This is a genomic window from Amycolatopsis sp. NPDC048633, from assembly GCF_040650695.1.
In the GTDB taxonomy this organism is placed as follows: domain Bacteria; phylum Actinomycetota; class Actinomycetes; order Mycobacteriales; family Pseudonocardiaceae; genus Amycolatopsis.
This window is the reverse complement of record NZ_JBEZHS010000004.1, coordinates 160,725-174,164: the sequence shown is the minus strand read 5'-3', so window position 1 is coordinate 174,164 and position 13,440 is coordinate 160,725. Positions and strand designations below refer to the sequence as shown.

The following is a 13,440-nucleotide window of genomic DNA, read 5'->3' as shown; positions in this document are numbered from 1 at the left end:
GGACACGCGGCGCGCAGCGGCGCTAATGACCAGCGTGCCCGGTGGCTTGCCGAACTCCGAAACTCTCGTGTGGGTGTTGGCTGCCGAGGGCAAGGCGTCGTTGATGGGAACAACCGGTGAGGCCGGTTCCGGTCCTCATCTCGTACACACACGAGCCTGACGATCACGTCGAGCTCAGGGGTGAGGTCGGCTTGCAGGATTCCTCGGGTGGTGACGGCCGACGGCCTCCCCACGTCTTCATCTCCTACGCGCACGAATCGGACCATCATTCGGAGCTCGTGCGCCGCCTGTGGATCCTGCTGCGGCAGTGCGGTGTGGACGCGCGACTGGACCGCGTGCCCGCCCAGCGCAGGCAGGACTGGGCACTGTGGATGGCGGACCAGGTCAGGGACGCCGATCACGTGCTGGTGATCGCGTCCGCCGCGTACCGCCGGCGCAGCCAGGGGCAGAGCGGACCGGACGAGGGCCGTGGCGTGCAGTTCGAGGCCCGGCTGATCCGAGACGCGCACTACGCCGACCCCCGCGCGCTGGACCGATTCGTCCCGGTGGTGTTACCCGGTCAGTCCAGAGAGGGCGTACCGGACTTCCTCGCACCGGCGACGTGCACCGTCTACGAGATGAAGGAGCTGTCCACGGCCGGCGCGGAACCGCTGCTGCGGTTGCTGCTCAACCAGCCGGAGGAGACGGAGCCGCCGATGGGCACACCACCGGTGTTCGCCACCAGGGACCATTCGCGGCCGCCCGTCCCGCCGCAGCCCGCCGAGCTCATCGCCGACAAGACCGAGCAGTTCGTCGGCAGGGACAATGTCTTCCAAGCGATCGAGGACTTCATCGCCGACCATACCAACGGCTACCTGACGATCAAGGGCGACCCCGGTGCGGGCAAGACGACCCTCCTCGCCGAGTACGTGCGCCGGACCGGAGCCGTGGCGCACTTCAACATCCGCGGCCAGAGCCTCAATACCAGCGCCCACTTCCTGCAGAGCCTCGGCGGTCAGCTGGCTTCGCGGCACGGCATCACCGGTGTCGCCCTGGGCACCGATCCTGAGCGGTACGGCGAGGTGCTGTCTCGGCTCGTCGCCGAGGCCAGGGCGAATCTCCCGCAGACCGAACCGCTGGTGCTGGTCGTGGACGCGCTGGACGAGGTGAACACCGCGACCGATCCGCCGGGCGTCAACGTCCTGTTCCTGCCCCAGCACCTGCCCGACGGCGTGTACTTCGTGCTGAGCAGCCGCAGGGCGAGTGTGGCGCTGCGCACTGACGTCACCAACGAGGTCTTCGACCTCGGCGACCACCACGCCGACACGATGGCCGACGTGCGCGAGTACCTGCGGCAGCAGGCGAAAGCACCTCGGCTCGTGGCGTGGCTGGCTGACCGGCGGATCGCGGAGGCCACGTTCGTCGAGGTGCTCGCCGGCAAGAGCGCGGGCAACTTCATGTACCTGCGGCACGTGCTGCCCGATCTCGTCGCCGGCCGCTACGCCGATCTGGACATCCTGCACCTGCCTCAGGGGCTCGAGCAGTACTATGAGTCGCACTGGCACCTCATGGGCACCGGGCCCGCCACCCGGCTGAAGATCTGGGTCATCTATCTGCTCTGCGAGTTCGCCCGGCCGGTGTCGGCGGAGGTGCTGGCACGGGTGCTGCGCGAGGTGGAGCCTGGCGCCGACGCGATCGCCGTGGTGCAGGTGCTCGACGAGTGGCGGCAGTTCCTGCACCGCGGCGCGCCGCCGGTGAAGTACAGCCTCTACCACGCGAGCTTCCAGGACTTCCTGCACCGCAAGGACGTCATCGCCAGCGCGGGACTCGTGCTCCGCGAGGTCAACGGCGCCATCGCTGACGTGCTGTGGAACCACGAGTACGGGAGCTGACCCGGTGGAGGAAGATCCGGACGTACTCGCCGAACTCGCCGAGCTGGCGCAGGGGCTCGCCGGCTATCTCCGGGAGGCCGACCAGGTCGACCGCCTGCTCTCCCTCTTCCACGACGACCGGCGGCTGGCCAGGCGGTTCGATCCCGCGCAGGGCAGCTGGGACGGTTACCAGGAGGACGTCGAGGCGGCGTGGGAGGCGCTGGACCGCAGGCTGGCCGCGGCCGGCGTGGACGACCCGATCCCGGACCTGGTGCGGCTCGCGCTCGTGCGCGCGACGCTGTCCTCGGCCGAGGACTTGCCGCCCGCGCTCATCGCCGCCGCGGTGCGCACAAGCGCCTGGACGCCGGAACGGGCCGCGTCCACCATCGGCCGGCACCCGTCGCCCGATCATCGTGCCGAGCTGCTCTACGAGCTCCTGCGGGCCGTGCGACCAGGCGACGACCTGCGGCAGGCCCTCACAACCCAGGTCGCCGAACTGGCGTTCCTGCCGGCGGCCGACCTGCCCGCCGAGGCGCTGCTCACCGGCCTGGGCCTGCTGACTCCCGCGGAGCGGATCACCGTGGTCGACCGGATCGCCGCCGTGGCCGTGGTGCTCTCCTCGATGGCACTGTTGCAGGGGCGGCTCCGGGGTCCGCAGGTCTCGCCCGAGACCGCTGTGCACGTCGTCGAGACGATCGCCGAGGCGCGGCGGCCGCGATTCATCGCGAACGTCGCGGCCGCACTGCTGCGCGAGCTCGAAGAACCCCGCGGAGCGCGGCCCACCCGGGAGGAGTCCGGCGTGTGGCGGCCGTTGATGGACCTTCAGCAGGAAGACGCGATCGCAGCGGCCATCGACCCCGATCGAGCGCGCATGCAGGCGGCGGCGTTGCTGGAGCGACTTTTCGGATTCCTCCCCACTGGGCCGTTGCGGGACCGGCCGCAGCGGTCCTCGCGAACGCCGAGGCCGGGCATCAGGAGGCCGGGGACACCGAGGACTCCGAAGCCGCGCACCGCCGCAGCCTGATGGAGCGGATCCACCGACGGCTGGGTACGGCCGGGCAGGCCGATGACGACGGGAGCTTCCTGAGCCCGAGCCTGGACGAGCTGAACGAGCGCTGGCTCGCGGCGGCGATGCCCCCGCTGCGCGGCGGAGCACCCGTGCCGGAACCGGACGTGCTGCCGGAGTCGTTCGACGGTCCTACTCCGCTCCTGGTGGCTGAGCTCCAGCGGGTGGGCATGCCGGTGTTCGCCGGCGTCATAGCGGTGCAGCAGGGGTGGCCGGACCACATCCTGCTGCAGATCGTGCGCGACGCTGCCGACCCCCGTGACCTCGGTGGGCAGATGTACCACGCGTCGTTCGTGCTGCAGGGACACGAGGACGAGCGGGGGCGCGCCTCCGGCAAGGTGAAGGCCGGCCTGCTGATCGCCGCTCTCGATCACCACCTGCGCCACGGCGCGGTGCGGGCGGCTTGGCACGGGGTCGAAGCCGAGATGCTCACCGACGTCGAGTGGGACGCCGTGCTGGAGTTCGTGCTGACGATGCCGGCGGAAGTGCAGCGCGAGGCGTTGCACCTGCTGATGGGCGACCGGGACGTCGACGCCGACCAGATTCCCCGGCTGGCGGCGCTCAACCTGCTCCTCCCGCACCTGTCCGAGGCGCAAACAGCGGTCGCGTTCGACGACGTCGTGTCGTTGAGCGATCCCGGCACGCGGCGGCTCGCCGTCGAACTGATGGCGCCACGGCTCGGGCCGGCGCAGGTCGTGCGGGCACTGCGAGCGTTGGGTGGCGGCAACGACGCGAGGGAACAGACCTGGCTGCTGACCGAGGTGGCGGGCAGTCTCGAGCCGGCGGACCCGCACCTGCGCCAGGTCACCGACTGGAGTCTCGACGCGTTCACCGCGTTGCGGTTCGGCAAGGACGTCGGCATCGTCACCGCCATCACGCCGCCCGACCAGTCCACATCAGACGATTCCGGCAGCACGCCGATCGCGGATCTGCCGGTGGATCGCATGCTGGCCGCGTTGCGTGGCATGGACGACCTGAACCGGGCGGACGGGTTGCTCTCCATCGCCTGGGAGACGTCGGGTGAGCTACCCGCCGAGCTCGTGGCGGAGGCACTACGGCTACCGGTGCTCAACGCGGCCGGTCGGTACAGCGCTCGCAGCCAGGTGCTGGCCACGATAGCGCGCAGATTGCCGGAGGACACGCTCGCCGCCGCGTTCGCCGCGGCGATGGAACTGCCGCACCGCATCGGCATCGGCGACGCGCAGGCGTGGGGCTGGAACTGGACCTACGAGTACCCGCGCGGCGCTGTGCTCCACGCGCTGGCACCGCGCCTGACCGGTGAGCTCGCCGAGGCCGCATTTACCGCGTGCCTCGAACTGCCGTGGACCGCGCGGGAGGAGGTGCTGCAACTCCTCGCACCGCAGGCCGACGGTCCGCTGGCCGCCGCGATGTTCGACTACTCCTTCGAGATCCACGACGAGCACATGAGCGTGCCGGACGACACGGAGATCCCGTACGCACTGGAACAGAGCGTGATCACACAACCGATCCACGAGTTCAAGATCTACCGCGAGGTGCACTTCGCGGAGATGATCGCGGCCACCGCACCACAACTCGACCCCGCACGGCTGCGGCGTGCCGTCGAGCAGGCGCAGTCGTTCACTAACGTCGGCCCCCGTGCGTGGCTGCCGGCCAAGCTGCTGCCGCTGCTCGGCGAGGACGACCGGGAACCGTTGCTCTCCTTCGCGGTCGTCAGTGCGCTGGAGTTCATCGGCGCCGATCCGAGCAGGCTTGACCTGCTGGCAGAGCTCCTGCCGTTCATGCGGACGGAGATCGAGCGCAGGCAGCGCCCCGCCGACGAGTTCCTGGCCGAGCACTTCCCAGGCAGGCCGCGCGGTCTGCTCGACAGGGACGAGGTCGAATCGCTGACCGAGGAGGAACTGGCGAGGTACCGGGTCGTCATCGAGGTCGACAAGTATCCCGCCATGCGCGACCGCGCGGCCGAGACGGACGAGAACGTGAAGCGCGAGATGCTCATCGACATCGTGCTGAGCCCGTTCTTCGCGGAGAACATGCAGCAGATCCTCAGTTCGGCGTTGCTGAACGCGCCAGTCGGGCCGCGGGTGGACGCCCTAGATGCCATGCTGGACATCCTCGAACCCGGCACGCACGCCATCGTGGTCACGGCGACATTCCAGCACGTGCTCGCCACGGACGTCGCCCCGGCGGACCACCTGAGCCGGCTGATCTCGCTGCTGCCGCATCTGGGTCAGTCCACTCAGGACGCTCTGGTCGAACACGCCGCGCGGTTGCCGGGACTCCCGGCGGACGACCAGTACGCGTCGAGGTTCGTCGACTTCACCCTGAAGGACTTCGAGCGACGGTCCGCCAACGAGCACCGCTTCGACGAGCTGCGGCACAACCTGATGGCGCGCGGCATGCGGCGGCAGCTGGCCCAGAAGAACCTCGACGTGCTCCGATCGATCCGCAGCCCGAGGATCGAGCTGCTGGGAGCACTCGCGCCGAACCTGTCCGAGCAGGGCATGGCCACCGCGGTGGAGGCGATATGCGCGTTGCCCGACGAGGTCGAACGGGCCAACGGCATCATCGCACTACTGCCGTTGGCTCAGAACGAGCCGGGACTCGCGCTACGGGCAGCACTGGTCCGCCTTTCGTCGCCCTTCGCCCGCTGGTGGGCGTTATTCAACAGCCAGGACGAGCTGGACAGACCGCAGTCGTCCGAGTTCGCCCGGTCCACCGTCGACAGCTTCCCCGAACCCCGCGAACAGGCGGTGTTCCGGCTGTTGCTCATCGGATACGCGGGTGACGACCGGCGCGCGTGGGTCGGCAGGGCGCTGACTCTGGCCGAGACACTCAACCTGCCCGACCGGCTGCGGCTCCTAGCGATGATCGCCTGGATCGCGAACGACCCCGAACTCGCCGCAGAGGTCGCACGGCTCGTGAGCGCCTTGCCGGACGACGCCGTGCACGACTGGTGGGTGGTGGTCTCCGGGCGCGGCATCGACCACTCAGTGCTGCCCGGTGGGCAGCGCAACCTGGTGTGCCTGGCGACCTCGAGGCGGCTGCGTGCCGCAGCCCGGCGCGGGCGCGCCGAACTGCTGCGCGAGCTCGCGACGGAGAGCACCGCGATCACCAGGCTGACCACCGCCGGTGGCATCGTGGAGATCGCCCGCGCGGTGCGCGAGATCTGCGTTGATTGGCACTGGCCGTCTGGCAAGTGAGTGGCCTGGTCAACCCACGAGACGAGAAAGTCGCCGGCGACGGACACCGGGTCGAGCAGCTGGATGTCATGGTCCGACTCTCGAGCCCTTCGAGTTCGCGGCACTTCAGCGCGGCCGCATCCTTACCCACGGGCGCAACCGGCTCGACAACCGCACGACTCCCGACGGCACCGTTTACTGCCGCGACCACGAGCGCCCCTCCGAGCCGAACGCTCCGAAGTCGGACAACCTGCTGTCACTCCCGCCCTACAAGCACGTCGGACCCTGAGCCGGACGTCCCGGGCAAATCTGCGAGTGTGGCGTCAGGTGCGTCGCCGACCGCGTCTGCGCCGACCGCGTCTGCGCTGACCACCTCATTGTTTGTGTCCGTTCCGCTTGCGCGAACGACAATAGATCATCGACCGGAGCATCTCGGTGAGCCGGATGGTGTGCTGATCGTGGACGACACCGGCTTCCTGAAGAAGGGCACCAAGTCCGCGGGGGTGCAGCGGCAGTATTCCGGGACGGCGGGCCGGATCGAGAACTGCCAGATCGGCACGTTCCTGGCGTATGCCTCGCCTCGGGGGCATGCGCTGATCGACCGGGAGCTGTATCTGCCTGAGCGGTGAATCGCCGACCGGGAACGGTGCCGGCGGGCGGGGATCCCGGACGGGACCGAGTTCGAGACGAAGCCGCGGCAGGCGATGAACATGCTGGCGCGGGCGTTCGCCGCGGGGGTGCCGTTCGCGTGGGTCACCGCTGATGAGGCCTATGGGCAGGTCAAGTACCTGCGGGCGTGGCTGGAGGACCGCGACGCCGCGCATGTGCTGGCCACCAAGGTCAACGATCTACTGACCACCGCCGATGGCGCTGAGCTGCGGGCGGACGAGCTGATCGCGGACTTGTCCGCTCGGGCGTGGCGGAGGTTGTCGGTCGGGGCCGGGGCGCACGGCCCGCGCGAGTACGACTGGGCGCGGATCCCGGTCGGGATCGGCTGGCGCTCCGGCCGTGGGCACTGGCTGCTCGCCCGGCGCTCGATCAGTGACCCGACCGAGATCGCCTACTACGTCTGCTATGGGCCCCGCCGCTCGAGCCTGCTGGACCTGGCCTGGATCGCCGGAGCCCGCTGGCGGATCGAGGAATGCTTCCAGCAGGCCAAAAACGAAGCCGGACTCGACCAGGACCAGGTCCGGTCCTGGCGGGCGTGGTATGCCCACATCACCCTGTCGATGCTGGCCCACGCCTGGCTCGCCGTCTCCCGTTCCCTGGCCATAAAAGGGGAATCGGTGTCGGCGAACCAGGCATGATCGGGTTCACGCTACCGGAGATCCGGCGCCTGCTCACCAGGCTGGTCTTGCGTGTCACCGACGCCGCTGAGCACGTCTGGGCCTGGTCATCCTTTCGCCGCCGACGACAACACCAAGCCCGTCTCAGCCACTACAAGCGACGTGGCTACCCACTCACCTAACTGCCGTTGCAGTACTAAGACAGTCAGCCCCGGTGTCAACCGAAGTCTGGGCAGACCCAACCTGTGTGCGTCCGCTCGTCGGCAGAAGCGGACGTTTAGGTAGGCCTTGATCGAATTTCTACCTGTGGTTGCTGGTGGAGTGCAACGCGAACGGCCGCCGTCGGTGCCGGGGGCCGTTGGGCGCGGACGTCGCCGTGTTGCGGACAACCTCGAGCCGGAGATCGGCGACGACCTGCTGGCGCGTGGCTTCCTGGTGTTCGACCACCAGTCGGGCCGGTTGGCTGATCTGCTCGGCGTTTGACCGAGCAGATCAGCACAGCTGAATAAGTGCACCGCTGCGGAAACTGTCACAGTCGCCCCATGACGCATGCGGTGGTGCTGGGCGCGAGCATGGGTGGACTACTGGCGGCGCGGGCGTTGGTCGGCTCCTACGACCGGATCACGGTGGTCGACCGGGATCCCCTGGCCGCCGACGTCGTGCACCGGCGGGGGGTGCCGCAGGCCAGGCATTTCCACACCATCCTGCTGCGCGGCAAGGATGCGCTCGACGAGATGTTCCCCGGCTTCTCGGCCGAGCTGGTCGCGGCGGGCGCGGTGCCGGTGGGGTTCAATGTGGACGCGCGGTTCGTGCTGGCGGGTCACCCGATGGTGCGCTCGGACACCGGCGCGGCGGACATCCAGGCGACCCGGCCGATGCTGGAGGGCGCGGTCCGGGCGCGGGTGGCGACCTATCCCGGCGTGCGGATCGTGCCCGACTGCGACGTGGTCGGGCCGGTGTTCGAGGGCGACCGAGTGACCGGCGTCCGGGTCGACCGCGACGGCGCGGAGGAGGTGTTGGCCGCCGACCTCGTCATCGACGCGATGGGCCGGTCCGGTCGGGCCCGGTCGTGGCTCGCGTCGGTCGGCCTGCCGACGCCCGCCGAGGACCGGATCGACGTCAACATGATGTACGCCAGCAGGCTCGTGCGGCCGGAGACACCGTTCCAGGACAAGCTGGTGCTGGTCGGCCCGGTGCCCGGTCGGCCGACCGGGTTCGCGTTCGCCGCGCAGGAGGGCGGCGACTCGATGGTCACCCAGGTGGGCATGGCGGGTGACCACCCGCCGACCGACGAAGCGGGCTTCCTGGCGTTCCTCAAGCGGTCCGCGCCACCGGACGTGCAGGACGCCGTGGCCGCCTCCGAACCGGTGAGCGAGATCCGCACGCACCGGTTCCCGGCGAGCCTGCGCCGCCGCTACGAGCACCTGCGGCAGTTCCCGCCGGGTTTGCTCGTATTCGGTGACGCGATGTGCAGCTTCAACCCGATCTACGGCCAAGGCATGACCGTCGCGGCGTTGGAGTCCGAGGCCCTGCGGCGGTGCCTGGAGATCGGCGACGCGGACCTGTCCACGCGGTTCTTCCGCGCCGCGGCCAAGATCATCGACCCGGTGTGGCAACTCAACGCGCTCGGAGACCTGGCGCTGCCGGAGATCCCCGGCCACCGCTCGCTGTCCACCAAGACGCTGAACCGATACGTGGCCCGGCTGCAACGCGTCGCCGCGCACGACCCCGTGGCCGCCGCCGCGTTCATCCGCACCATCGGGCTCCTGCAACCGCCGACGTCGATCCTGCGCCCGGACGTGCTGGCGCGCGTCGTGGTCGGGGGCCTGCGTCACACCTGAGCCGCCGAGGCCCGCGCACCGGCTGCCTTGGGCACCGTGCTGCTGCCGTTCGCGTTCCTCGCGGTGAGCGCGGTCTACGTGATCGCGAGGTGATCAGCCGCCGGGTGCAGCCGCGCAACCGGATCGGGCTGTTGTTGGTGCTCTGCTCACGCTGCCGCGTCGGCTGGTCGTCGGCGCCGGGTACGCCGAGACCGTCCTGGTGACCGTGGCGCTGGAGTACCGGCGCGAGCGGTAGCGACTGAGTGCCAAGGACGATGGCGAGGGCCGGGCGGTCGGCGTCTTCGGTGCCGGGCTCGGCGGTGTAAACGGTAATGCGCAGGTCATCCAGGGCGACGAGCAGCGTGTCGCAGTCCAGGGTGATCGGGCCCGACCGCCGGGTGGTCGATGGTCTTGCGCGGGGACGGGTCGGTCAGGGGCGGCGGTGCCTCGGCGTCCCAGAGTTCGGCGAAGCGCGGGCTGCCGGAGGTCAGGTCGGCGATCAAGCGCCGCAGCGCACGGTCGGCCGGGTAGCGCGAGGCCGTCAGGCGCAGGTCGGCCACGAGCCGGGCCCCACCGAGCTGTTGGCACGTGCAGGCGCCTCGCGTTAGTACGTACCGCCCAGGCCGCGCCGCAGCTGACCGAGGAGGTCGGCAGCCTGTGTGTACTCAGATGACATCGACTGCTGGCCGTTCACGGTTGGCCAGAACGCGCTGTCGTCGGCATGAGCGTGCGTTCGGAAGGCGCTCCGGGGCGCATGGGCCACTCTGCGACACAGAGGGCGTTGGGGCGCCTGTAACATCGTGGGGAAGTACAGCTTGTAGCCGAACAGACCCGGTCGGCCGAATGTGCAGACACGTTCGGACGCGGCGTGTGCTGGGCGACACAAGGTAATCTCGTCGCTCGCTGTCGAAGGGTGGGCGCCCACTCGAAGCGCTGTTCGTGACGACTCGCGAAGCCGACAGGGACAGGAGTGGCACGATGTGGCTCTCGAACCGTTTTCGCAGGGTGGTCATCGTCGGAGCGGGCTTGGGAGGCACCGCCACCGCCGTCCGCCTCCTCCAGTTCGCGCGAGAGCCCTTGCAGTTGGTGCTGATCGAGCGGCATCCCGAGTATCGCAGCGCCGGCGTGGCCTACCACCGGGCGGGCAACCACTGGCATCACGTCTTCAACATCCAGGCGGGCCGGATGTCGATGTTCCGTGAGGACGTCGATGACTTCGTGGCCTGGGCGAACAGCGAGGCCGACCGCACCGGCTGGCCCCCGGAGTGGAGCGGCTTCACGTTCACCGAGTCCGGGCCCGCGCCGCGCCGGATCTATGCCGACTACCTTGCGGACCGCCTCGTCCAAGCCGCGTGCGAAGCGACGGACGGCGTGACTCTGGTCGAAGCCGACGGCGAGGTGGTCGACGTGGAAGTCGACGGCGGCCACGCACACGTCGTCGTCGACCGGTTCTCTTTGATCCGCAACGATTCCGATACCGCGCCCGACCGCGTCACTCTCCGCGCCGACCACGTCGTCATCGCGACGGGCCTTGAAGAACGGGATCTTCCGTTCGCGGCCGACGTGATGAACCACCCATCCTTCGTGCGGCACCCCTACTCCGAAGAGGGAATCGCGCGAATTCTCGGCATCGGGCGAGACGCCACGGTCGCCATCATCGGTACGTTGCTCACCGCGTACGACTCGGCCGCGCTGCTGCTGAGGCGCGGCCACACGGGGAAAATCGCCATGATCTCCCGATCCGGCCGGGTGCTTCGGACCTATCCGCCGGACCACCGGCACCGCGTTCTCGACCTGCCGGCGCCTCGGCTGCACAGCGACAGCTACGAAGGCCGCGGAGGGCTGCTTCAGCGCGTCACGGCCGAATGGGAACGGGCGTGTGCGATCGTCGCTCGCGAACACCCCGAGGTGGCACCGGTGGTCGTGTCGGAACGGGTCGCGAAATCCTGGGAGCCCTACCTGCCCGAGGTATTGGCCCGGATCCCCTCCGCCGACCTGCGGGCGCTCCTCGACCAGTACGGGACGCTGCTGGCCGCCCTGCGGGTCGGCGCGGTCGCGTACACGACCGAGATCGTCGACGCGGCGATGGACGACGGCGGGCCGATCACCCTCATCACCGGAAAAGTGGACCGGATCGTCGGCACTGAGGCGGGCACGCTGATGTTGTCGGTGGCCGGGTCGTCGTCGACGCAAACCCTCGAAGCGGACCTCGTGATCTCGAACTTCGGGCGGGAGCCGGACTACGGACGGGTCGGGTCGGCGCTCTGGGCGGCTCTCCTGCGGAAGAAGATCGCTGTGCGGCACCGGCGCACCGGGCGCGGCGTGGAGGTCGACGGATCCGGTGCCCTCCTCGGGCCGTCCGGGGTCGCGTCCGGTCCGATCTCCGTGATCGGCGGTCCGCGGGAGGGCGACGAGATCGTCCGGCTCGGCCGGATCGGCGCGTTCACGTTCAACCTCGCCGCGATCAAGAACCATTCGGTCGGCGTCGCCGCGACCCTGCTGCGCCGACTCGAATCCTGTTACGACGAGCATGCCGAGGACCTGGCCGAGACCTTGACCGAAGATCTCGAGGTGCGGCAGGCGTTCACCCGTTCGGTCATGCTCGATGTGCGTCGAATGACCGCTCGGCGTAGTTGCGACCGAGAAGTCCTGGCGACCCGGCTCGAGGCAAGCCTTGCGGGAATTCGTGACGCCACCTCTGACAGCGAGGCCCCCTGGACCGATCGCGCCCTGCGATCCGCCGTGAACACGGCCGCCATGAGGAAGCTCAACGACCTCTCCGTCACACCGCGCGAACTTCGTGGCTTGCTCGGGCTCGATGAGCCGCTGGAATCGCTCGACTGACTCCCCTGAGAGTCCACAGTGGACCAACGGGGGCGCAACAGGGAAGACGCGCCTGCGGCGGGAGACCGGCTAGCCTGGTGTCATGCCTCGACCGGATGCGGATCACCCGGAAACCGGTGAGAAGACGGGCTTGCGTGAAATACCGGGGTCCTTGCTCGTCGGCTCGCCGCGAGCGAGCGTTCGCGGCATCTGCAATCGCACGAGGAAACCGATCGAGGGCGCCGTTCTGGTGGTCGAGACACTCGGCCCCGACTTCTACGACGCCATCGTCGCCTCATCCGCCGTGATCTGCGCCAGAGGCGGCCGGACCGGCCACATGCAGTCACTTTGCCGCTCGCGGGGAATCCCCGTCCTGCGCGTCGATTCGTTCGAGCCGGACGTGTTGGTGGGCGAAGTCACCGTCCGGGTCGATCGCGAGTCGGTCATCCTCGGCGGCGTCGACACGACGCGGCAGCAGGTGCCACTCGCAGGTGCCGGCCTCGACGACCTCGAGTCGGTCTGCGTGGTCATCGCCGACGCCGCCGACATCCGGTCCACGAATGACATCGTGCCGCGCGTCGAACAGGTGAACTGCTACTTCGTCCGCGAGGAGTTCGTCTGCTTCGCCGCCGATCTGAGCCCAGTCGACTCGCTCCGGGCCGGGGATCGCGAGGCCGAGCACTACGGCGAAGCCATCGCCTCGGAGCTGTGCTCGATGGTCAAGGAGCTCCTTCCTGGTCAACGCCTGGTCATGAGATTGCTCGACCTCCGTTCGGACGATGCCGCCCGGATCACGACCGGGGTGGCGGTGGAGGACGAGCCCAACCCGGAGCTCGGCCTCCACGGCACCCGGTGGCTGCTGGCGGATCATCGCTATCCGCGCGCGTTCCGGGCACTCCGCGCCTACCTGCGGGTCCGCCTCGGCTGGGACGCGGATCGAGTCGGCTTCGCCGTGCCGTTCATCAATGACCAGGAAGAGTTCCTGCGGCTGCGGCAGCACCTCGGCCTGACCGGCGACACGCCACTCGGCGTTTTCCTCGAAACACCGGCGGCCGTGCACTCGACGGCCGAGTTCCGCACTTCGGGAGCCAGTGAACTGTTCGTCGGCACCAAGGATCTGATCCAGTTCTACCTCGCGGCGGATCGCGGCAACCACCTGGTCGCCTCCTCGTACCAAACCCGGCACCCGGCCGTCCTGGCCGCGCTTCGCCAGGCCATCGAGTCGTGCCACGAAACCGGGCTGTCACTGCACGTATTCGTGCTGGGTGCCGATGTGGACCACTACCTCCGGCACCTTCCGACGCGCACGCTCATGATGTGCACCGCCGAACTGGAGCAACTCGCCCGGAGGGCCGAAGGCGGCAGTCCCTGACGCGTGACGAAGCGTCCGCAGGCCTCAGTCGTCGCTCGACGATTGCCGCCCAAGGGGAACCA

Annotated in this window: 8 protein-coding genes and 1 pseudogene; 8 read left to right on the top strand and 1 reads right to left on the bottom strand. The window is 69.2% G+C overall.

Annotated elements, in window-relative coordinates; translation table 11 throughout:
- Positions 1 to 116: 116 nt before the first annotated feature.
- From AB0C38_RS11550 to AB0C38_RS11525, 6 genes and pseudogenes are all read left to right on the top strand, one after another.
- A complete protein-coding gene (locus tag AB0C38_RS11550) occupies positions 117 to 1,871 on the top strand; it encodes a TIR and AAA domain-containing protein (protein ID WP_360670390.1) in 1,755 nt (584 codons plus the stop codon).
- Between the two features lie 4 nt (positions 1,872 to 1,875).
- Positions 1,876 to 2,874, top strand: coding sequence for a hypothetical protein (locus AB0C38_RS11545; protein WP_360670387.1), 999 nt, complete (start codon positions 1,876 to 1,878; stop codon positions 2,872 to 2,874).
- Positions 2,874 to 6,098, top strand: a complete 3,225-nt coding sequence (locus tag AB0C38_RS11540) for a hypothetical protein (RefSeq protein ID WP_360670384.1) — start codon at positions 2,874 to 2,876, stop codon at positions 6,096 to 6,098. Before AB0C38_RS11545 ends, AB0C38_RS11540 begins: the two co-directional genes overlap by 1 nt.
- A 68-nt stretch (positions 6,099 to 6,166) precedes the next feature.
- Positions 6,167 to 7,384 (top strand): annotated as a pseudogene (locus AB0C38_RS11535) (IS701 family transposase).
- Between the two features lie 300 nt (positions 7,385 to 7,684).
- Complete coding sequence (locus AB0C38_RS11530) at positions 7,685 to 7,846, top strand: hypothetical protein (protein WP_360670382.1); 162 nt, start codon at positions 7,685 to 7,687, stop codon at positions 7,844 to 7,846.
- A 59-nt stretch (positions 7,847 to 7,905) separates the two neighbouring features.
- Positions 7,906 to 9,204, top strand: a complete 1,299-nt coding sequence (locus AB0C38_RS11525) for a hypothetical protein (protein WP_360670379.1) — start codon at positions 7,906 to 7,908, stop codon at positions 9,202 to 9,204.
- 320 nt (positions 9,205 to 9,524) lie between these two features.
- Here AB0C38_RS11525 and AB0C38_RS11520 read toward each other — a convergent pair whose 3' ends face one another.
- Positions 9,525 to 9,743, bottom strand: coding sequence for a hypothetical protein (locus AB0C38_RS11520; RefSeq protein ID WP_360670376.1), 219 nt, complete (start codon positions 9,741 to 9,743; stop codon positions 9,525 to 9,527).
- 418 nt (positions 9,744 to 10,161) lie between these two features.
- On the opposite strand from AB0C38_RS11520, the gene AB0C38_RS11515 reads away from it, so the two are divergent.
- Complete coding sequence (locus AB0C38_RS11515) at positions 10,162 to 12,027, top strand: FAD/NAD(P)-binding protein (protein WP_360670373.1); 1,866 nt, start codon at positions 10,162 to 10,164, stop codon at positions 12,025 to 12,027.
- A gap of 151 nt (positions 12,028 to 12,178) precedes the next feature.
- Positions 12,179 to 13,378: a putative PEP-binding protein gene (locus tag AB0C38_RS11510; RefSeq protein WP_360670370.1), complete on the top strand. Its 1,200-nt coding sequence runs from the start codon at positions 12,179 to 12,181 to the stop codon at positions 13,376 to 13,378.
- Positions 13,379 to 13,440 lie beyond the last annotated feature (62 nt).